This is a genomic window from bacterium (assembly GCA_035419245.1).
Classification (GTDB): domain Bacteria; phylum Zhuqueibacterota; class Zhuqueibacteria; order Residuimicrobiales; family Residuimicrobiaceae; genus JAKPUX01.
In genome coordinates this window covers 265,469-287,224 of record DAOLSP010000002.1, presented here as the reverse complement: position 1 = coordinate 287,224, position 21,756 = coordinate 265,469, and the positions used below count along the sequence as shown (strand labels likewise).

Sequence of the window (21,756 nt, the reverse complement as noted above, 5' to 3'; positions counted from 1 at the left end):
AGGCCTTTCCGGTGACCCGACACTCACTCCCCCTCTTCCAGATACCGGTAGAGCGTGGCGCGAGAGACCCCGAGGATCTCCGCCGCTCTGGCCTTGTTTTCATGCGCTTGCTGCATCGCCAGGCGCACAGCATCCTGGCTCAACTTTCGCGCCCGGCCAACCCGCCGCGTGCCGGTCATACCGAGCGAGTAGGCCGCCGCCACAGTGGACGGCAGATGCTCAACCCCGATCGGCTGCCCCTGGCAGCGTAGCAGGGCATGCTGCAGGGCATTGCGCAGTTCCTCGACATTTCCCGGCCAGCTGTAGTTGCGCAGCGCATACTGCGCCGCCGCCGTGACCTCAACAGCCGCGACACCGAGCTGCTCGGCCAGGCGCGGCACATACCAGGCGATCAGTGCTTTGAGGTCTTCGCGACGCTCGCGCAAGGCTGGCACCCGGATCACCATGCTGCTGAGCTGGAAAAAGAGGTCTTGCCGAAGCCTGCCGGCGGTCATCTCGAGCCGCGGTTCCATGGGAGTCGTGGCGATAATCCGAACCTCCGCGCGCAGCGGAACGTGGCCGCCCTCCGGTTCGTAGAACCCTTCCTGCAAGAGGCGGGTGAGACGCTGCTGCATATGGAGCGCCATAGCCGTAAAATTTTCCAGCATCAAGGTGCCACCCCGTGCGCGCTGCAGCACGCTGTTCGGGGGCATGCCGTCTGCGGCCTGCGCGGGATTCAAGCCGAAGAGTTCGGCTGCCAGGGCGCGCTCTGAGAGTGCGGTGCAGTCGAGCGACAACAGAGGCGCAGCCGCGCGGCGGCTGAGCCGGTGAATGGTCTCGGCGATCAGGGCTTTGCCGCTGCCGCCTTCACCCTGGATGAGAATCGGCGCGTCCGCCGCAGCCGCTATCCGGATCTCTTCGGAAACCGTTCGCATGCGCGGACTGAAACAGATCAGATCACCCATCCGGTGCTCCGTCTTGAGGCTCGCCCTCAGCTGCCGCATCGCTCCGCTGTCCGAACAGATCAGAAGGTAGGCCAGTGGCTGACCCGCGGCATTGCGCAGCAGTCGGGCGCTGACACGCAACAACCGGCTCGTTTCGTCACCCAGCCGGGCCGCCAACTCCCCCTTCCAACGTCCCTTCTTCTGCAGCGCACGCCAAAACACCTCCCCCTCACGGCTCTCCAGCCAGAGCCCGGAAAGGGGCGCACCGAGCAGGCCGGCATCGCTGGCAAATCCCCAGATCGCCCGGAAGGCCGGGTCGCCAAAGGTCAGATACCCCTCGAGGCTGACCAGGGCCATGCCCCGCAGCGGAAGGGCTTTTTGGGCGGCGGCTGGCTCCGACACCGGCTCGGGCGGGCGCTGCTGGCGCAAGACGATCATCTCCGCCATGCCGCCCTGATACGGAATGGATGCTGCGGAGATATCGACATCGACAATGCGGCCTTCACGCGACAGCAGCCGCGCTTCATAGTGCCGCGGGGTCTTGAAGCCCGCAGCACGCATGCTGGAAAGCTGTTCGATGCGTTCGCGATATTCGGGCAGAAAAAAAGCGGCCAGGGGACGGCCGTTGATCTCCGCCACACTGAATCCGGTCATGCGCGAGAACGCGGGGTTGGCATACAGGCAGTTCAGCTCGCGGACAATGGCAATACCCTCGAGGGCATTCTCGACCACTGCGGCATAGGTTTCACCCGTCGCATCACTGCTCCCCTCCACGGGATGGTGCTCGCCCTGCGACCGCAGGGTCAGGACCATCCCCACCATCTTGCCCTGGTCATCGAGTAGGGGCGAAATGGTCTCATCCACCGCTATGGATCCCCCATCGCGTGCCCGGACAGAAAACAGGCCGCTCTCGGCCAAATCACCTTGCAGCATCTCCCGCGCGCTCACCGGACGCGCCTCCCGGCCGGGATGCTCCTGCCAGCGCAGCAAGGCCGCCAGGGGTTGACCGGTCAGCTCGCCACCTGCATAGCCGGTAAGCGACTCGGCGACCGAATTGATGTAGGTGATATGGCCCGCCAGATCGACGGCGATCACCCCTTCCGCCATGCTCGAGAGCAGCCGCTGCAGCCAGCGCTCGCTGGCGCGGATTTTTTTCTCGGCGGCATGACGGTAGAGCGCCATCTCGAGATTGATCTGCAACTCCTTCTCGTCGATAGGCTTGATCACATAATTGAGGGGCTCGGTCAGCTTGGCTCGCTGTAGAGTGGCCGGATCGGCATTGGCGGTAATGTAAATGGTGGGAATACCATGACGCGCAGCAATCAAACCGGCGGCTTCAATGCCGTCCATGCCGCCAGCGAGAATGATGTCCATCAACACCAGATCAGGCTGCAGCGCGGCGATCTCGGGGAGCGCCTGTTCGGCTGCAAAGGCGAGACCGACAACCTCCCAATCCTGGGCCTGTAGACGGTCGCGCAGATCCATGGCGATGATCGCCTCATCTTCAACAATATAGATTCTGCCTTTGGACATGCTTGTTCCCGAAAAAGGGTCAGTTCGCTGCGAACCGGATCGTGACGCGGGTGCCCGGCCCTCCCGCAACCTCTAGCTCACCGCGCATCTGGCGGGTCAGGGCGAGCACCAGCTGATAACCAAGAGACTGGACTCCGGCAGGATCAAATCCGGCCGGCAGACCGATGCCGTCATCAGCCACCTCCAGCTCGATGCGATCACCGTCTATCCGGGACAGCCGGATTTCGATCCGGCCGGCCCGCCCGTCCGGAAAGGCATACTTGAGGGCGTTGCAGACCAGTTCGTTGATGATGAGTCCGCAGGGAATGGCTTGGTCGATCGCCAGGGAGACCCCTCCGGCGAAAATGGTGATCTCCACCCCGCTGTTGTTGAATGAATTGCGCAGATGCGCAATCAGGCTGTGGAGATAATCCTCAAAGGGGATGCGCGTCAGATCCTGGGATTGGTAGAGTTTTTCATGGATCAGGGCCATCGATTTGACCCGATTCTGGCTCTCGGTGAAGAGGCTGCGGACCCCGGGGTCTGCGATGGTGCGGGCCTGCATATTGAGCAGGCTGGTGATGACCTGCATGTTGTTCTTGACGCGGTGGTGAATCTCTTTGAGCAGGACCTCCTTCTCCGCCAACGAGGTGCGCAAGCTGTCCTCAACGCGGTGGCGCTCATTGATCTCCTCCCGCAGCTCGCGGGTCCGCTTCTCCACCCGGGTTTCGAGCTCATTATTGACCATTTTGAGTTCCTCATGGGCCAGGGCGATGCGGTCGAGCATCTGGTTGAAACTGTGCGAGAGTATGGAGGCCTCGCGGCTGGGGAAATCGGGTGCGCGTTGCTCGAGCCTCTCGGCTGAAATCGCCTCCACGATCCGGATCAGGTGATCGAGGGGATCAATGATGATCTTGCTGCTGATCAGAATGGCGACCAGCCCGATGAGAAAGATCATCGCCGCAAGCAGGGCGATGTTTTGCCGCGCACGCCGGGTGGCCTCGTAGACACCATCCAGCCCCATGCCGATCAGGAGCTGGCCGGCCACCTCATCCCTGTGCAAAATGGCCGCCCGGGTTTGCAGAATCCGCTCCCGCTCAAGCAGGGAATCAGGTGCGAATTGTTTGTTGACGGCAGGCATCCGTCCCGCTTTGTCAATCGAAAACAAAAGTTTGCCTCGGGCATCTCGAACCACGATATAGAGGAGATCGCGGTTCTGCAGTGCGGAATAAGCTACCTCCTGGATCGCAGGCAGGTCCTCAAAAATGACGGCGGGACTGATGCTGTAGGCGGTCATCAAGGCGATGGAGCGGCTCTTGGCCTTCTGAGCATCCACACCCTGACGCGCATAGAAATCGGGGAAGTAAACGTAGATAAAAGTGGTGATGAAGCCGATGAGGAGCGTGAGAGAAACGGTTAGCTTGGCGCGAATCGACCATTGCTTTTCAGGCGTGCTCATCAATCCTGCCCAGGCTGGCATCCCCGCTAATGGACGACAGCAGAGAGTCTGAGAAGTTGGGAGCTAAAGTCCGCACCTTCAGCCCGCGCCGTCGAGAGATTGATCAAGACTTTAGGCCGTTCCAGGGCCATCCCGATGCCCACGGAGAGGCCGGCTTTGACATAATCCGGAACCCCAGTCAGAGTGGTCACTTGGTGAAGCCGGCATAGCTGACGGATCTGCCCAATCGGCACCCCGCGCAAGGGCGTAACATAAAGAGCGGCGATCTCGAGCCGGGCAAAACGAGCATCCAGATCCGCCAGGCCTTGCCAGCCGATGTATATAACACGGAGCGGCAGCCCGGAGACCTGCAGGGAGTTATAAGCCCGGCAGGCTCGGAAAAAATCGTTGCGGGTTTCCACCGAAGGCTGAAACGCCTCCTGATAGAGCACAGCGATCGTCAGCTCGTCCACCTGATGGCGTGGCAGCATCCGGTCGAATTCAAGCACCTTGAGAAAGTACTCGAGCTGTTTTTCGACGGAAACCGCCATCTCCTGAGCTCCGGCCACCGGCGCGCAACCGATCAGGAAAAGGCCCAGCGCCCAAAGCGTATGTGCTATCGTCGGTCTCATCCTCATCCATGGTCAATCCACCTGCCCGGCCTTAAAAAAGAAGCAGCCCTTGGGCTGCGCCGGCCTTCTCACCGAAATGTACAATATTTGCACATCAATTTCAAGTGAAATATTTATTTTTTTAGTAAATTTTATCATTTCGTTCTATTTTTAGTCATTTATGGCGATTAAAACCATCTCAACCGGCGGTTTAAAGAAGGTGCGGGATGAAACGGCTGCGCACACTCCGGGCATACTGCTGATAGGCCGGGTCGTGCATCAGCAAGCTCTCCTCCGCTAGAGCGCGCCAGATCTGGCCGGCCAGGATCAAGAGGGCGAGCAGGATATTCTGCCAGGAAGGATTGCCGAGCAGGAAACCGCCATAGAAAAGCAATTCGCTGGTGTAAAGGGGATGCCGTACCAGACGGTAGGCTCCGCCCACCTGGACCTGTCGATTGGCGGGGATGATGCCAAAACTGCGGCCGAGGCTGAGAAGAGAGATGACAATGCCGGCGATCCCGGCCAGCTGCAGTGCGGCCGCGAGCGGGATGCCGGCCTGCGGGCTCTCCTGGATCGGGCGCAAGGCCATGGCACAGGCCATGGTGGCCAGGGCGACCAGCCAGTCGCTCCAGCGGTGTGAGGTATCCTGACTCGGCCGACGGAGAAGGAAGAGCAAAAGGAGCAGCGAATTATGCACCAGGATGCCCAGGCCCAGATAGGAAAAGTGCCCCCAACCATGTCCGATGATGAAAACAAGCAGCTGCGCCCAGAGGATGGCCATGACCAGGTTGAGCGGCCAATGCAGGATGAAGCTCCAGGCCGCCAATCCGGGCTGGTGATCGTCGTCGCTGTGGATCAGCAGTTTGTCACCCAGGCGAATGCCCTCGCGCTGGATAAAACCAGCCGGAGCCTCAAGCACGCGGACTGCCTTGGCCTGAGGAGAAGTCACGCGATTGGGCGGCACCTCGGACAGGGCGGCGAGGACCCGGCTGTCGGTGTTGAGGAAGAGAATATCGATGGGAAAAGACATGCCCCAGGTATGGACGGCGCGGCAGGGCATTAAGTGCAGCAGCTCCCCTTCGACCGGCTTGCGGCGCCCAAGCCACCCTGCCAGTCGGCTGAAAAAATGGCGGGCCGTCAGCACGCGCACCGGGATGATGCGCTGCATCCGAACATGCAATAAAGGCATGAGATTCTCCTATTTGGCGAGGGTTTCCAGCATCATCAGGGCTGCCGGCCCCAACAGGATAATGAAAAGCGCCGGCAGGATGAACAGGACCAGTGGCAGCAGCATTTTGACACCCGCCTTGGCGGCCTGCTCTTCCGCCTTCTGCTTGATGCGCGTGCGCAGAGAATCGGCCTGGCACCGCAGCGTGTCGGCGATGCTTGTCCCGAGCTTGTCGGCCAAAACCAGAGCACCGACGAGAATTTTAAGATCCTCGACCTGATTGCGCTGGCTCATCGCTCGCAAGGCGCTCTCGCGCGATATCCCGGTGCGGAGATCCTGGGTCGTGCGCAACAGCTCCTCACTGAGGGGGCGGCAGCGCAAGGCGAGGTCCTGCCCCACCCGGAGGATCGCGGCATTGAGGCCCAGACCGGCCTCGACGCAGATCACCATGAGATCAAGGGCATCAGGAAGGCCGCCAGCGATGCTATGCTGACGGCGCTTGACTTGTGAATTGAGCACGAGGTCGGGTGTGGTATAAAAGATCATCGCGCCTAGCAGGCCGAGGAAGAAGATCATGGGCAGAGGCTGCCGGCCATAATGGCCGAGGAGCAGAAAAAGGATAAAACTGGTCACGGCGCAGAGGCGTTTGATGCCCATAAACCGGCGCAAGGCCGATTCCTGATAATAGCCGGCGCTCATCAGCTTGTGCATCATTTTACCGGAAGCCCGTCCTTCCTTCTGCTTGCGCCGCCCCACCACCTCGAGCAGCCGCGCCATACCCACCCGCGCCTGCGCCATACCGCGCGGCTTTGCCGCCGCGCCGGCTCCCGCGGCACTGCCGCTGCCGGCGAGCTCCTGCATGCGTTTGTAGGTGGGATCCAGACGCCTGTGCAGCAGTCGCTGCAGTCCCGTGAGCGCCAAAAAGGTTGCGCTGAAAACCAGCGCAAGAATGAGCAGAATATCCATGGCTCTAATTCCTTATTGATATCGGACCGCGACAATCTTGCGAATTACGAGAATCCCCATCAGCTGCAGTGAGACCGCCAATCCCAGCATAAAATGACCGCTGGGCTTTTCGATCAACGGGGTCATGTACCCCGGACTCATGGAAGAGATAATAACGACGAAGGCAATGGGCAGCGAGCCGATGATCCAGGCCGACATCCGGCCCTGGGCGGTATAGGTCCGCAGCTGGCCCATCAGCTTGAAGCGCTCACGGATGGTATAGCCGATCTTCTCAAGGATTTCGGTCAGATTGCCGCCGGTCTCCTTTTGCAGCAGCACGGCGGTCACAAAGAGCTTGAGATCGAGGCTTTCCACCCGACCGGTCATGTTCAGCAGGACGTCGCGCAGCTGCATGCCCAGATTGTATTCCTCGAAGGTGCGGCGGAATTCGATGCCGACGGGATCGGGAGCCTCTTCCGCGACCAACTGCATGGCGCGCGTGAAGGCGTGCCCGGCGCGCAACGCGCTGGTCATCATATCGATCGCATCGGGGAATTCACGGATAAAGGCCTTGAGCCGCTTACCGCGCTGCAACTGCAGGAAAATCAGCGGCACCAGCGCCGCCCCTCCGCCGGTGAGCAGCGCCATGGCCGGCTTGCCCAACTTCAAGGGCACGACCACACCGATGGCCGCAAGCACCGCCATCAGCAGCACCAGCTCGCCCACCTTGAGGCGGACATCCGCCTGCCGGATGATCCGCGCCAGCACCCGCGATATGTTCAGCTGCTCCAACACCCGGTTGAGCAGCGGAATCCGGCTGAGATGGTCATCCCGGATAATGAAGGGAATCTCCGCAGGTTTCTGCTTCTCATCCCGAACCAGTTCGCTCAGCCGCTTCCGGATCAGCCGGGCATCGCTGTTCTGCCGCCGGATGGCCATATAGATCATAAGGGAGATCAGGACAAAAGCCGCAAAAACCAGAACGATGGTCACGATCAGCATGCTTCAGCTCTCCTGGAGACTCGGCTCCATTTTCGGTTCGAAGATATCGACGGGCAGCTGGATGCCGGAGGCCTCGAGCTGCTCGGCAAACCTAGGCCGGATGCCGGTGGTGCGGAAGCCGCCGATCACACGACCATCTTCACGCACGCCCAGCTTTTCGTACTGGAAGATATCCTGCAGCGTCACCGTCTCCCCTTCCATGCCGGTAATCTCTGAGATCTTGATCACCTTGCGCGATCCGTCGGAGAGGCGGGCGGACTGGATAATGATGTTGATCGCCGAGGCGATCTGTTCGCGCATCGCCTTGTCGGTCAGATTCATGCCGGCCATAAGGATCATGGTTTCGAGGCGGCGCAGGGCATCGCGGGGGGAGTTGGCATGCAGGGTAGCCAGAGAGCCGTCATGGCCGGTGTTCATGGCCTGCAGCATGTCGAGGGCCTCGCCGCCGCGCACCTCGCCGACGATGATGCGATCCGGGCGCATGCGCAGGGCGTTACGCACCAGATCGCGCTGGGTCACCTGCCCCCTCCCCTCGAGATTGGCCGGCCGCGTTTCGAGCCGCACGACATGCTCCTGCTGCAGTTGCAGCTCGGCTGCATCCTCGATAGTGACGATGCGCTCGTTCTCGGGGATGAAACTGGACATGATATTGAGCAGGGTGGTTTTACCTGATCCGGTCCCCCCCGAGATTAGAATGTTCAATCTCGCCTTGACTGCAGCCTGGCAGAGGAGGGCGATGCCGTCTGTGATCGAGCCGGTGCTCAGCAGGTCCGCGATGCCGAGCTTACGGATGCCGAACTTGCGGATGGAGAGCACCGGCCCGTCAATGGACAGCGGCGGAATGATCGCATTGACTCTCGAGCCGTCCATAAGCCGGGCATCCACCATCGGGCTGGATTCGTCGATGCGCCGGCCCACCCGCGAGACAATGCGGTCGATGATGTTCATCAGATGGGCATCATCCTTGAAGACGGTCCGGGTGAGTTCCAGCTTGCCAAAGCGCTCGACATAGGCCTTGCGGTGGGTATTGATGAGAATATCCGAGATCGTCGGATCCGCGAGCAACGGCTCGAGCGGCCCGAGTCCGAAGGTTTCGTCGAGGATCTCTTCAACCAGCCGGTCGTTGTTCATCTCGGACGCCAAGCCGTTCTCCTCGGCGAGCATGGTCTCGACCACCTCGCGCACCTGACTGCGCAAGGCCTCTTTCGGGATGGTGTCGAGTTTGGCCAGATCGAGCTTGTCAATGAGGCGGCGATGGATCTTTTCCTTGAGATCATGCCGGGGATTATCCGGCGGTACGACCGCAAACGGGGTGCCGCTGCCCGGCTGAACCCGCCGGGTGAGCAGGGCTGCGGGTTCCGCCGGAGGCGGCGCAACCTCTTGTTGTTTGAGCCGATCGATCAGTCCCATGGACCTATTTCCTCCAACGCGTGAACAGGCCGCCGCGGACGGCTCCCGAATCTTCCTCACTGCCGCCCCGGCCGCTGAGCTGCTGCATCAGTGCCGCGATCCCCTGGCTCATTTTGGCGCCGGGCGCCTTGAGACTCACCGGCACTCCCTGGTTGACGCAGGCGATGGCGGTGCTGAAATCCTGATTGGGAATGCGCGCATAGACCGGGTATCCCAGCAGGTTTTCCATCTCCTCGAGATCGGCGCCATCGTAGGGCTGGTGCCGGTTGAGCACCAACAGGGCCTTCTCCTGAGGATAACCCATCTTCTGAAAAAGCTCGAGACAGCGCTTGGTGTTGAAAATAGTCGGCAGGTCGAGCAGCGAAACCAGCAGGATGCGGTCGGCTTCATCGAGAGCCTGAATGGACACCTCGTTGAAAAAAGGGTGACTGTCGATCAGGATCCAGTCATAGTGCGGCCGCAGCAGGTGCAGAATCCGTGCGACCCTGGCACCGTTGATCTCCTCCGCCTCCTCGATGCGCAGAGGGGCCGGCAAAAGGGTAATCCCCGAGGCATGATGCGGCAGCGTCCGTTTGAGCGAATCCAGGTCGAGATCGTCGAGATTGCGGATTACATCGCTCAGGGAGAACCGCGATTTCAGATTGAGGTAAAGTGCATCGTTGCCGAACTGGAGGTTGAGATCGAGGAGCAGGATCTCCTGGTGCAGGCTTTTCGCCAGCTGGACGGCCAGATTGGTGCTGAGGGTGGTGACACCCACCCCGCCCTTGGCGCCAAACAACGTGATGATCCGGGCCGAGCGTTCAGCCGGGCGCCCCGCTGAGTGGCAGATGGCCAGGACAGAGGCCAGGGCGGAGCGGACCTCTTCGGGCTGGAAGGGCTGCGGCAGGAACTCGCGCGCCCCTTGGCGCATCGCCTGACGGATGAGACCGGGATCCAGATGCGCCGCGGTGACTACGAGGGCGGCTTCGGGCAGCCGCTGCATCAACCGGGCGGCAAATTCCAGCAGGGCATCAGGCGCCGGATGGAGGTGAAGCAGCACCACCCGCGGCTGTAATCGGGCCGCGGCGTCAAGGGCGATCTCATCGCAAGTCTCCAGCACCTCAAAGGCGTTCTCCGCGAACCCTCGCAGCAGCTCGGCGAGCGCCTCACGCGTGAAGGGATTGGCATCGATGAGAAGGATATCACAGGATCCGTGCATGGCTTTCCCGGCCTCATACCAGATGGACACAACGCAACAACGAATACCCATGGCCCGAGGCGCCGGGGGAGGTGACCTCGATGAAGACCCCGATCACCGTCTTGCCGACCATCCCCTCGACAAAAAAAGCCGCGAAGCCGATGACTTCGATGGTGTTGCGGCCCGAATCGGGCGGTTTCGACGGATCGTATAGGGGCACCTTGACCACGCGCGGTGAGCTGTAGCCGGTGAAGAGAGAATTGGCAACCCTCTCACCGTCCCAATACGCGCAGTGGTCGGCATCGATCAGATAATCGACGCCCTGGCGCGTCGGCCCCTGCATCTCGCCAGGCTCGACCTGGAGGATGTCGCCGATCTCTACGGTTTCATCACAGCCGGCGCGGATGTTTTCCTCGTATTCACTCGCTCCACTGATCGGATTGCCGCGATTGACCGCTGGAAAATCCACCGGATAATAAAAGCCCGGATTGGTGCCGATCTCGCCTAACTGTCCCGCCTTGATCACCACCCGGTCGCCGGGCTGCCAGGCTTCTTTTGGAACCGCCCAGGGCGCCAGGCCGTTGGTGGAAGTGACGTAGCCCAGCTCGGCGGTGGCCGAAGCGCGGATGACGCGCTGGTTCAAGCCGATCAACGGCAGGAAAAAGAGTTGCAGCGTGCGGCTGGCGGACACCTGGACACGGTTGGAAGCCGGAAAGGTCACATTCTCATTGGAGATAATCACCGGCTGCTGGATGCAATCGTTTTTTGAGGCATAGCGGATCGCCATCGCCGTGGCCCGATCGCTGCCGTTCATCAATCCCGCCGCCCCGGCCAGAGCGGCGCAATCCACCGCACTCTGCAGCTGATTGCGCGCCGTCAGTACATAGCCGAGATCGGTCACCATGGCGGCAAAAAGCAGCAGGGTCAGAAAAATAGTTGCTGTGAAAACCAGCACCTCACCGCGTTCATCGCGTCTCAAGGAGCGCATGGATCACCTCGTTGTCTGAATTTACCATTTCAACTGTGTCTCATCAGCCGCAGGCTCCTGCAGTGCGCTGCCGACGATCTCGGGCGTGACGACGATGAGCAGTTCGCTCTCTTTCTGCTGAAAGCGGCTGCTTTTAAAGAGCTGTCCCAGCACCGGAATACTGCCGAGCAGCGGCAGCTGGCTGACGCGCCGGGTCATCTCCCGTGAAAGCAGCCCACCGATGACGAGAAAACGGCCCTGCGGCAGTTCCACGGTGGTTTCGGCCTTGCGTGCGCTCAGCGCCGGCACATTAAAGCCGCTGAGGGTGATGCCGTTATCGAAATCGAGGCTGCTGACCTCGGCGGCGATCTTGAGGTTCACCGTGGTCGAATCGATGATATGCGGCAGAAAGCGCAAGCGGACGCCGAACTCCTTGAACTGGATGGTCACCGATTGGGTGCCCGCTGCCCCAGAGACGATCGGTACCGGGAACTCACCACCGGCGAGAAAGCTCGCTTCGGCGCCGTTGACGGCGCAGAGATTGGGCTTGGCAAGCACCGAGAGAAGACTCTTCTCCTCCAGGGCGCGCATGATCGTGGAAAAATCAAGCCCGGGCAGCGAAAAAAAGATATCGACCGCATCGCCAAGACCAAGCGGATCACTGGGAGCGTTAACCTTGCCGCTGAAGATCCCCAGATTACCCTTTTTGCCGGCAAGATCCAGATTCTTTTTCCAGAAATCAAGACCGAGCTCTCTCAAGGCATTGTGATTGATCTCGGTGAAGCGCACTTTGAGGAGGATCTGCTGGGGGAAACTCTCTTCCCGTACCTCGACCCGGTAGATCGTGAAGGCCTCCTGCTCATCCCAGATCACCAGACTGGTCGCACCGGCCAGTTTGCCGTTGACCAGCACCTGATAGGGAGTCACGACGGTTGCATCGGCCAGATCGGGATTGGCGATGGAAATCCGCTTGATCGGATCGGTAAAGGAGAGGACCTGGGATTGACCCAGCATGACCCTCACCTCGCCGCGGGCCGCCGGATACAGGGGCGATGCCAGCAGCAGCAGCACCAGGGCGGAGACGATGCCTGGGTGGCCAGCCGCTTTTCTCCGGTTCCAACGGCCGCTCCTGCCGATGCAGCACCCGGCCGCACAGTCCAGGACTTTTGCCCCTACCTTATGCATCTTCCTTGTCATAGAATCCTCTCTTCAATGAACGCCTTAGGGCCGATCTCCTGCAGCCGCTTTTTCCGGCTGCACGAACGATATTTCTTCACGTTTGCTCGACCGCAGCACCTCCACGGTGCGGGCAGGCGGCGGTGCAACCGCCGCTGCGGGCTCCGCTGCGCGCGGCCGCGTCAGGGCACGGTTCTCCACACTGCCGGCGCCATTGATGAGCTCGCGCAGCTGCACACCCCGGCTCCCCTGGGCATCGCGGTCGGCCGAATTACGCAGCACCAGCTGCAGCTTGCCTTCGCTTGAGGCCAGGGCCAGCTTTTCGGCCTGACCGGGATCGACCAGCAGCGTCACCGATTGCACCTTGACCGGATCATCATCCTCCCGCTCAAAGGTCTGATCGACAGCCAGTACCAGGACATCCTCGAGGATGATCTTGGTCTTGGACTCCTCCTTGTTATTCGGTGAAGCGACCGTAACCAGGACGTCCACCCGCGCATCGGGGAGGATGAATCCGCTCACCCCGCTGACCACATTGACCGAGACCGTCAGCGCACGCATGCCAGGCGGAATCAGGCTGGAAAAGCCGCTGCCCGATCCCTGAGGGGCCAGCTTGGAATCCAGGATGGGTTCGCCGGCTACTACCGGCACCCGGGTGATGCGCCCGCTCACCAGCGCTGTATCGCTGAAGGTCCCGGCCGGCAGCAACTCTCTGGGCCACTCCATTGCTTTCACATGGATTCCGGCGATCTTGACTCCCACCGCCAGGTCCTGCGCCGCAACCAGCACCGTTTGCGGGGCCTTGGCGCCAGCTGGAGCGCGCGATTGCTGCCCCTGCAGATAACGGTAAACCGCCAGGGTGGCCAGCAAGCTGACCAGGAGGGTCAGCGGCATCACGACTTTCTGCTTCATGACGAACATGGAATCTCCCGGAGCTAATCTTCCCAATGCATCGTGGACGTTCGTGTGAGCTGCAAGGAACGCAGGCGCGGGATGATGTTGCCTGTGATCGAGGTATAGACCAGACTGACCGTCACGCGCACATCGCCGCTTGAATTGGGGCCGGAGAGGTTCACCGTGGCCCCGCTGATCTGACTGGCGGCAAGGACCGACTGGGCGGCCGAATTGACCAGAGAATAGTCGGGCCTGGAAACGGCGGCGACCCGGGCACCCTCGCGCGCTGCGCTGGTCATCACATTAACCGTCATCCACAACCGCCCGAACTCGACAATCGTGACGACCATCAGAATAAACAGCGGCAGAACTAGGGCAAATTCAACAGCGGATTGCCCCGATACATCCCGTCCAACTTTTTTGAACCTGCTGATCATAAGCCCACCCTACCTGATCAGACCAAATGAAAGCCAGGTACCCATGGCTATGGCGACTCCATAAGGAAGGGTCGCCGCCTCAAGGCTCGCCCCTCCCTGCTTCAGCCACTTCAACCGCACCGCCCGCCCGATCACCATCGCTACGGCCATGAGTCCCCCGCATCCGATACTCCACACCAGCGCACCAGCAGCCGCCGCGGGATCAAGCCATACGCTGACGCCCGCCATCAGCTTGACGTCACCGGCTCCCATCATCCCCAAAAGATAACATAGAAAGAAGAAGCCGCCGCCAAGCGTCAGGCTGAGGAGAGCCTGCGCCAATCCGGCTCCACAGAACGTCTGCAACAGCATACCGGCACCCGCCAGCGGCAGGGTGATGGCATTGGGGATACGCCGCCCGTAGTAATCGTACCACCCGGCGGCGATCAGCAGAGGAACCAGATAATGGAATAACAGCGGCATAACTCACCCGAAAATAAATAAGGGCTAACCACCTGCGCGTTCTCAGGACCGGTATCACACCCGCAATCCACTTGACCCGCGCACCGACACTGATCCCCGATCAGTAGTCCGGACCTGCTGTTGCAGGTGATTAGCCCTTGGTAAAACCGTTGACAAAACCGGGAAGCTGGGTTCTCCTCACAGATGACAGCCTCACCGACAAATTACTTGGCCCGTAAAAGAGCGCCGTCGAGATCATCGGCGGGCGGCTTACAGGGCATTGGCGATCTGGGTCAGGACCGTCGAGATCTGATTGCCAAGGAGGGTGACGGCAATGATCGCCACAACAGCAATCAGAACCAGGATCAGAGCGTACTCGGACAGGGTCTGTCCCTCTTCCTGACGGAAGAAATTGCGGATGACAGCGAAGGGATTAAACATGGCGTGCTCCTTTCTTGAATGACTTCAGGCTCTTTTCCGGCCTGTGGGATGAGTGAAGCGTTTATTAAATGCGCCGGGAAGCGGACCGTGCAGGGCTTACTTCCCGATGTATCATGGATATAGCTGTTTTTCAAGGTGACAGGGGAATCAGAAGGCCGGGCAATACTGCAAGATGTCAAACCGGGGGTGCGGGGCTGGATGCAGCGGGAGCGGTTGCTTTTCCTGGTTCATCGCTCTCTCTGTATATATATACGAATTTCCGTCATAATTGTCAAGAAAAAAATGAACTGTTTTAATATTTTTGAGACATTTTGTTATATTATTATGTCATATTATACATCTTGTGAAGGAGTCGCTGTCACCAATCCGTGACACCCCCTCTTCCCGCTGCCGCGGGATAAAAAAAAGCCCGACCTTTACGGCCGGGCGTGTCCTGGGGCGAACTGCGCGGGATTACATCGCAGCGAGGGCGGCGGCGTTGAATAAGGCCATCAATCCATTCGGCGCAACGCCGAGCCAAAGCACCCCAAGCAGCGCCAGCAGCAGCGCCGCCATCAGACCGGGGTTCAGCTTCTCGGCTTCGAGCGGTTCCTCAGCCTCGCGCATGTAGAGATGGACCACCAGCCGGGTATAGTAATAGACCGAAACCACCGCATTCATCACCGCGATGACGACCAGGGGGGTCTGGCCGGCCTTGACAGCCGCGGCGAAGAGATAGAATTTACCGAGAAAGCCGCCGGTGGGCGGGATCCCCGCCAGGCTGAACATGAAAACCGCCATGGCCAGACTGGCGAAGGGGTAGCGGTAGCCGAGCCCGCGATAACTCGCGAAGGTAAGCCGTTCCTCGCGGTTGCTGCGGCCGAACCAGGCGATAACCGCGAAGGCCCCTGCGTTCATCAGCGTGTAGACCACCAGGTAGTAGAGGATGGCGCTCTGTCCGGCGGCGTTGCCCGCGCTGAGTGCGACGAGCAGATAACCCGCATGTGCGATACTTGAATAGGCGAGCATGCGTTTGGTATTCTCCTGGGTGATGGCCAGGAGATTGCCCACGGTCATCGTCAGTACCGCAAGGACCGGCAGAATCGCACTCCAGTTAAAAGCGGAGAAGGGCATGGCGGTTGTGACGATCCGCGCCAGAGCCGCGAATGCCGCTGCTTTGGTCGCCGTCGACATGAAGGCGGTCACCGGCGTCGGTGCGCCCTGATAGACATCGGGGGTCCACATGTGAAAGGGGACCAGGGCCGCCTTGAAGGCAAAGCCGATAAGCAGGAGCATTCCGCCAGCCAGCAGCATCCAACCGCCAGAGCCTGCCGCTACAGCAGCGCCGATCCGCTGTAGATCGAGGGTGCCGGCGGCGCCATAGATCAGGGCCATGCCGTAGAGCAGGAATCCGGTGGCGAAGGAGCCGAGGAGGAAATACTTGAGTGAGGCCTCCGTCGAATCGACCCGCATCTTGCGAAAGCCGATCATCACGTAGAGGGCGATCGAAAGCAGCTCCAGGCCAAGAAAAATGATGATCAGATGCAGAGTGGCGGTCAGGATAGTCATTCCGGCGACAGCGAGCAGCAGCAATCCATAGAAATCGCCGTACTGGACATACTCATCCTCGACCCGGTTCAGGGAGATCAGCACCGCCAGCAAGCCGCCCAGGAGGAAGATCCCATCAAACGCCAGAGCGAACCGGTCGAGGGTGACCATGCCGTTAAAGCCTGTCCCCGGCCGCGTCCACAGGCCGGCCGCAGCAGCAAAGGCGGCAGCCAGGCCGAGGACCGCGATGGCGGCGAGCAACTCGCGGCGCACGCCGCGCCAGAAAAGCGGCAGCAGCAAGAGCAGCAGGGCGGCGGCCAGGAGGAGGAGCTGGGGTGCGATCAGGTCCAGCTGGATTTGCGGAGCAGTCAACGCCATGACGGTCCTCTCAATTAGGATTGATCACGCTCGATCGGGCGGTGGGGATCTCATCGATGCGGGCGACCCGGCCCTGCTTGGCCTGGTATTCACTTAGCAGCTTTTGCGCCGCCGCCTGGCTCTTGTCCAGAAAGGTGGCGGGAAAGAGGCCGATCCAGATACAAAGTAGGATGATCGGCACCAGCGTGGCGATCTCGCGGCGGTTCAGGTCGGTGAGCGACCGGTTTTCCGGTTTGTCGAGCTTGCCGAAATGCACCCGTTGCACCATGGTCAGCATATAGACGGCCGAGAGTATCACCCCCGTCGCAGCGAGGATGGCCAGGAGCCGGTGTGTCTGAAAGGTGCCGAGCAGAACCAGGAACTCGCCGACGAAGCCGTTAAGCCCCGGCAAACCGATCGAGGAGAGGGTGATGATGAGAAAAAAGGTCGTGAAGACCGGCATCTGCCGCGCTAGGCCGCCGAAATCGGCGATCAAACGGGTATGGCGGCGCTCATAAATCATCCCCACCAGAAGGAACAGGGCGCCGGTCGAAAGGCCGTGATTGACCATCTGAATGAGACTACCCTGGACCGACTGCAGGGTGAGGGCGAAAATCCCGAGCATGACAAAGCCGAGATGACTGACCGAAGAAAAGGCAACCAGTTTTTTCAGGTCCGGTTGCACCCAGCTGACCAAGGCGCCGTAGATGATCCCGATGACCGCCAGGGCCATGATCCAGACGCCATAGGTTGCGGCGACATTCGGGAAAAAGGGGATGCAAAACCTCAGAAAACCGTATGTGCCCATTTTCAGCAGAATGCCGGCGAGGATGACGCTGCCACCGGTCGGCGCCTCGACGTGGGCATCGGGCAGCCAGGTATGAAAGGGAAACATCGGCACCTTGATGGCGAAAGCGAGGCTGAAGGCGAAAAACGGCCAAACCTGCTGTTTGCCGGCGATCAGCATCCGGCTCAGGGCAAGATAGTCAAAGGTGTAAACCCCGCTCTGGCTGCCATTCATGAAATAGAGGGCGAGGATGGCGACCAGCATCAGCACGCCGCCGAACATCGTGAAGAGGAAAAACTTGATCGCCGCATAGAGCCGCCGCTCGCCGCCCCAAACCCCGATGATGAAATACATCGGGATGAGCATCCCCTCCCAAAAGATGTAGAAAAGGACCATATCCAGGCTGAGAAATACCCCGAGCATGGCTGTCTCGAGCGCCAGGAACATCATCATATATTCCTTGACTCGCCTGGTCACCGCGCTCCAGCTGCCGAGGATGACCAGGGGGGTCAGGAAAGTGGTCAGCAAAACCATCAGCAGACTGATGCCGTCGACGCCCAGATGGAAGCCGATGCCGACTGAGGGGATCCAGGTTCGCAGTTCCTCAAACTGGAACCCGGGATTGGTCCCGTCAAATTGCGTGAAGAGCGGCAGCGAGAGCAAAAAAACCGCTATGGTCAGGGCCAGGGTGAATCGCCGTATGAGTTGCTCGCGCTGCCGCGGTACGCAGAGCAGCAGGAGCGCCCCGGCCAAGGGCAGAAAGGTGAGGAGGCTCAGTATCGGTATGGCGCTCAGATCGATCATGAACAAGCTCCAGAATAAGATGCTGCAGCACACAGGCTAAAAAAAGAGGTAAAACAACAGGGCGATCACGCCGAACACAAAGAGCAAGGCGTAATTTTGCACGACTCCCGTCTGGATGCGGCTCAGCACCCGTGAACCGGCGCCCATCAGCGCGGCCGTTCCGTTGATTGTGCCGTCGATTACGCGTGCGTCAATAAAACGCCACAGGGCGGACTCGGAAAACCGTCGCAAGGGCCGGGCGATAAGGGCGCCGTAGAGCTCATCGACGTAATACTTGTTGAAAACCAGTGTATACACACCGCCCAGCTTTTGGGCCGTCCGTGCCGGCAGGTTGGACTTGCGGCCGTAAAAAAGCCAGGCGAGCCAAAGGCTGAAGAGTACCGCTAGGAGAACCGCGCCCATGAGCAGCAGTTCGAGGTCATGCCCAGCCTGATGGGGACCGGTCTCTCCGGCACCCGTAATCCCCGCGCTCGCGGCGAAGACCGGGGCGAGAAAATGCGCAAAGTGATTGCCGCCGCCGAGCACCGCCGGTATGCCGATCCAGCCGCCGCCGACCGAGAGAACCGCCAGAATGATCAGCGGCCAGGTCATCACGCCGGGAGATTCGTGGATGTGGCGGGCGGTCTTGTCATCGGCGCGTAGTGTTCCGAAAAAGGTCATGAAAATCAGCCGGAACATATAAAAAGTGGTGAGCGCAGCGGCAAAGGCGCCGATGAGCCAGAGCCCGGGACTTCCAAGGGCCCCCGACCAGGCCTGCCAGAGGATCTCATCCTTACTGAAAAAGCCCGAAAATCCTGGTATGCCGGTGATGGCCAGGGTGCCAAGGAGCATCGTCCAAAAGGTACGCGGCATCTTTTGCTTCAGGCCGCCCATGATGCGCATGTCGGTCTGATTGGACATGGCGTGCATGACGCTGCCGGCCGCCATGAACAGCAGTGCCTTGAAAAAGGCATGGGTCATCAGATGGAAAATCCCCGCCGCGAAGGCGCCGACACCGACACCGATGAACATGTAGCCAAGCTGGCTGATGGTCGAGTAGGCGAGCACCCGTTTGATGTCGAATTGGGTCATGCCGATGGTGGCGGCAAAGAGCGCGGTCAGGGCGCCGACTACCGCAACGACCGTAGCAGCAGTCGGTGCCAGGGTGTAGATGATGTTGGCGCGAGCGACCATATAAACCCCCGCGGTGACCATCGTCGCGGCGTGAATCAGAGCGCTGACTGGGGTTGGACCGGCCATCGCGTCAGGAAGCCAGACATAAAGCGGCAGCTGGGCCGACTTGCCGGCGGCGCCGACAAAAAGAAGCAGCGCGATTGCGGTCATGATGCCAGTGCCCATCGGCAAGCCCGCTGCTTTGGTAAAAACCTCGGTGAAATCGAGGGTGCGGAAGGTGGCATACATCAGAAACAGGGCTAGCAAAAAGCCGAAATCACCGATACGGTTGACGATAAAAGCCTTGCGGCCGGCAAAGGCATTATAGTCCTCCTCATACCAGAAGCCGATCAGCAGATAGGAGCAGAGCCCCACGCCCTCCCAGCCGATGAACATCATCAAAAAGTTGTTCGCCGTCACCAGGATCAGCATCGCAAAGACGAACAGATTGAGAAAGATGAAAAACCGGGTGAAACTGCGATCACCTTGCATGTAACCAATGGCGTAGATATGGATGATGAAGGAGACGCCGGTGACAACCAGGATCATCACCATGGAGAGGGGATCGAGCTGGAACCCGATTTCAGCGCCGATGGCTGCAGAGGATAGCCAGCTGGCAAGATGCACTTCCACCAAGCGCTCGGCTGGAGGCAGGTGCAGCAGTTCGAAGAAGAGGGCCACCGTCATGGCGAAGGAGAGGCCCACCGCGGTGCTGGCGATGACGCCTGGTGTGCGGCCGGTGTTCTTCCATCCGGTGAAAGCGTTAATCAGCAGGCCCAGCAAGGGGAAAAGAGGGATCAGCCAAACCAAATCGAACATGGACACTCCTGTAGTTCTCATTCTCTTGGAGAAACCGCATCATCAACCCTGGCTCAGCCGGTCACCTGTTCACCCGGCTGCACGCTGCGCTCGCTCCCACCCGAATCGATCCAGGCTTCGTTCAGCCTTTCAACAGATTGATCTCATCCACATGCACCGTGCCGCGCAGCCGAAAGACGGAGATGATAATCGCCAATCCCACGGCCACTTCAGCCGCCGCCACCGTCATGATAAAAAAGACGAAGAGCTGGCCATCCAAAGCCTGCCAGCGTTCCGAAAAGGTGATGAAGGTGAGATTGACTGCATTGAGCATCAGCTCGATACTCATGAAAATGACGAGAGCATTCCGGCGCACCAGTACTCCAGCTACACCGATTGCAAACAGAACGGCCGCGACGATGAGAAAATAATCCAGCGGAATGGTTTCCATCAATTTCGGCTCCTTACTGCTCCTTGGGCAGTTTTCTGCTGCCCAGGATGATGGCGCCGACGATGCCGGTCAACAGAAGCACCGAGGCGATTTCGAAGGGATAGAGGTAGGCGCTGAAGAGCGTCCTGCCCAGGTTTTCAACCCCGCCGAATACGGCATACTGCCCGGTAAGCCGGCCGTACAGGGCGCTCCCGGCTGCGACAAAAATCAGGAACTGTGCCGCCAGGATAACCGCGAAGAGCGTCCCCAGCCCGATCTGGAAGGGGCGTCCCAGGGGAAGACGCACCTCTTCGGTGAGATTGAGGAGCATGATGACGAATAGGAAGAGAACCATGATCGCTCCGGCATACACGATCACCTGAACGACACTGAGAAACTGAGCGCCAAGAAGAAAATAGAGTCCTGCCAGCGAGAAAAACGTCAGAATAAGAAAAATGGCGCTGTAAACCGGATTCCGGTGCGTCACCATCAGGATAGCGCCGGTAATAGCCAGTCCGGCAAAAAGGAAAAAAAGAATGGGAATCATGCGCACATCCTGTTAGGGTTCATTCCAAGATAAACACTCAGCCCGCCTGGTCAAGGCTCGCCCTGTCGGTCAAGCGAAGGGATGCCAGAGCCGCCGGGCTATTTTCTTTCAAAAGAACTTCGCTGCGGCCCAGGCACCCCAGCCTGGCCTGCCCAGCCGCGACCGACGGTGCGGCCACCGAGCCTGTTCTCCCCCTACATCCCCGTCTCTGCCTTGCTGCGCTCAAAATACTTGCCATCGGCCGTAATGTCATAATTCCGCAGCAGCCTCTCCTCGTCCCAGATCAAGTCCTCGCGACTATATGCTGAAAAATCATATATTTCAGTCAATTCGATAGCATCCTCGGGACAAGCCTCCTGGCACATGCCGCAGAGGATGCAGCGCAGCATGTCAATCGTGAATTCGACCGGGTACTTCTCTCGGTCCGGCCAGGGGGCGACGCCGGCCTTCATGGTGATGCATTGGGCCGGACAGGCGGTTGAGCACATTTCGCAGGCGACACATTTGATGCGCCCTTCATCGTCCTTGTTGAGACGGATGGCGCCGCGATGCCCTGGCGGCACCGGCCACTTTTCTTCCGGGTAGGAGATGGTATATTTCTTGCCAAAAAAATGTTTGATCGTGATCCACATCCCCTTGAAGATGCCGGGGAGATAGGCCTGGTCCCAGCGTTCCGGGCGGTAGCCGACATTTTTAACGCCCATAGATCTCCTTACCTATCCATTCGTTATAGTACACAATCGCGCGCCGCTTGGCCGGTCGCAGTCCAGCGCGGGTGGGCGCGAGAAGTCCCGCGTAGGAACGAGTTTGCG

The 21,756-nt window shown here is 59.9% G+C and carries 20 protein-coding genes; all 20 read right to left on the bottom strand.

All coding sequences use genetic code 11. From position 1 onward, the window contains the following. Nucleotides 1-23: 23 nt before the first annotated feature. The 20 genes from PLH32_05040 to PLH32_04945 all read right to left on the bottom strand — a co-directional run bounded on the left by PLH32_05040 (nt 24) and on the right by PLH32_04945 (nt 21,648). Nucleotides 24-2,456 (bottom strand): sigma 54-interacting transcriptional regulator, encoded by a 2,433-nt coding sequence (locus PLH32_05040; protein ID HQJ63960.1) that lies wholly within the window; start codon nt 2,454-2,456, stop codon nt 24-26. A 19-nt stretch (nt 2,457-2,475) separates the two neighbouring features. Beyond that, nucleotides 2,476-3,894: a histidine kinase dimerization/phosphoacceptor domain -containing protein gene (locus PLH32_05035; GenBank protein ID HQJ63959.1), complete on the bottom strand. Its 1,419-nt coding sequence runs from the start codon at nt 3,892-3,894 to the stop codon at nt 2,476-2,478. Nucleotides 3,895-3,920: 26 nt separating this feature from the next. Further along, nucleotides 3,921-4,505, bottom strand: a complete 585-nt coding sequence (locus PLH32_05030; GenBank protein HQJ63958.1) for a YfiR family protein — start codon at nt 4,503-4,505, stop codon at nt 3,921-3,923. A 190-nt stretch (nt 4,506-4,695) separates the two neighbouring features. Then, complete coding sequence (locus PLH32_05025) at nt 4,696-5,673, bottom strand: DUF192 domain-containing protein (GenBank protein HQJ63957.1); 978 nt, start codon at nt 5,671-5,673, stop codon at nt 4,696-4,698. A gap of 9 nt (nt 5,674-5,682) precedes the next feature. Then, a complete protein-coding gene (locus tag PLH32_05020; protein HQJ63956.1) occupies nt 5,683-6,618 on the bottom strand; it encodes a type II secretion system F family protein in 936 nt (311 codons plus the stop codon). Between the two features lie 12 nt (nt 6,619-6,630). Beyond that, nucleotides 6,631-7,599, bottom strand: a complete 969-nt coding sequence (locus PLH32_05015) for a type II secretion system F family protein (GenBank protein ID HQJ63955.1) — start codon at nt 7,597-7,599, stop codon at nt 6,631-6,633. A 3-nt stretch (nt 7,600-7,602) separates the two neighbouring features. Next, nucleotides 7,603-9,009 carry a CpaF family protein gene (locus tag PLH32_05010; GenBank protein ID HQJ63954.1) on the bottom strand — a complete coding sequence of 469 codons (1,407 nt, stop codon included), beginning with the start codon at nt 9,007-9,009 and terminating at the stop codon, nt 7,603-7,605. Nucleotides 9,010-9,013: 4 nt separating this feature from the next. Further along, entirely contained in the window at nt 9,014-10,207 is a 1,194-nt protein-coding gene (locus PLH32_05005; GenBank protein HQJ63953.1) for an AAA family ATPase, read from the bottom strand. Nucleotides 10,208-10,220: 13 nt separating this feature from the next. Then, on the bottom strand, nt 10,221-11,174 hold the full coding sequence (locus PLH32_05000) for a pilus assembly protein TadG-related protein (GenBank protein HQJ63952.1): 954 nt from the start codon (nt 11,172-11,174) through the stop codon (nt 10,221-10,223). 21 nt (nt 11,175-11,195) lie between these two features. Then, entirely contained in the window at nt 11,196-12,350 is a 1,155-nt protein-coding gene (locus PLH32_04995) for a pilus assembly protein N-terminal domain-containing protein (GenBank protein HQJ63951.1), read from the bottom strand. A gap of 24 nt (nt 12,351-12,374) precedes the next feature. After that, nucleotides 12,375-13,250, bottom strand: a complete 876-nt coding sequence (cpaB, locus tag PLH32_04990) for a Flp pilus assembly protein CpaB (GenBank protein HQJ63950.1) — start codon at nt 13,248-13,250, stop codon at nt 12,375-12,377. A gap of 14 nt (nt 13,251-13,264) precedes the next feature. Then, the gene (locus PLH32_04985; GenBank protein HQJ63949.1) at nt 13,265-13,660 is read right to left on the bottom strand and encodes a TadE/TadG family type IV pilus assembly protein; all 396 of its coding nucleotides are present in this window, start codon (nt 13,658-13,660) and stop codon (nt 13,265-13,267) included. A gap of 9 nt (nt 13,661-13,669) precedes the next feature. After that, nucleotides 13,670-14,122: a prepilin peptidase gene (locus PLH32_04980; GenBank protein ID HQJ63948.1), complete on the bottom strand. Its 453-nt coding sequence runs from the start codon at nt 14,120-14,122 to the stop codon at nt 13,670-13,672. A 249-nt stretch (nt 14,123-14,371) separates the two neighbouring features. Continuing rightward, nucleotides 14,372-14,542: a Flp family type IVb pilin gene (locus PLH32_04975; GenBank protein ID HQJ63947.1), complete on the bottom strand. Its 171-nt coding sequence runs from the start codon at nt 14,540-14,542 to the stop codon at nt 14,372-14,374. A 453-nt stretch (nt 14,543-14,995) separates the two neighbouring features. Continuing rightward, nucleotides 14,996-16,447 carry an NADH-quinone oxidoreductase subunit N gene (locus PLH32_04970; protein HQJ63946.1) on the bottom strand — a complete coding sequence of 484 codons (1,452 nt, stop codon included), beginning with the start codon at nt 16,445-16,447 and terminating at the stop codon, nt 14,996-14,998. A gap of 10 nt (nt 16,448-16,457) precedes the next feature. Next, complete coding sequence (locus PLH32_04965; protein ID HQJ63945.1) at nt 16,458-18,017, bottom strand: NADH-quinone oxidoreductase subunit M; 1,560 nt, start codon at nt 18,015-18,017, stop codon at nt 16,458-16,460. A 36-nt stretch (nt 18,018-18,053) separates the two neighbouring features. Next, nucleotides 18,054-19,988, bottom strand: a complete 1,935-nt coding sequence (gene nuoL, locus PLH32_04960) for an NADH-quinone oxidoreductase subunit L (GenBank protein HQJ63944.1) — start codon at nt 19,986-19,988, stop codon at nt 18,054-18,056. A gap of 121 nt (nt 19,989-20,109) precedes the next feature. Beyond that, nucleotides 20,110-20,418 (bottom strand): NADH-quinone oxidoreductase subunit NuoK, encoded by a 309-nt coding sequence (gene nuoK / locus PLH32_04955; protein HQJ63943.1) that lies wholly within the window; start codon nt 20,416-20,418, stop codon nt 20,110-20,112. Between the two features lie 13 nt (nt 20,419-20,431). Continuing rightward, nucleotides 20,432-20,944, bottom strand: a complete 513-nt coding sequence (locus PLH32_04950) for an NADH-quinone oxidoreductase subunit J (protein HQJ63942.1) — start codon at nt 20,942-20,944, stop codon at nt 20,432-20,434. A gap of 194 nt (nt 20,945-21,138) precedes the next feature. Continuing rightward, on the bottom strand, nt 21,139-21,648 hold the full coding sequence (locus PLH32_04945; protein HQJ63941.1) for an NADH-quinone oxidoreductase subunit I: 510 nt from the start codon (nt 21,646-21,648) through the stop codon (nt 21,139-21,141). Nucleotides 21,649-21,756 lie beyond the last annotated feature (108 nt).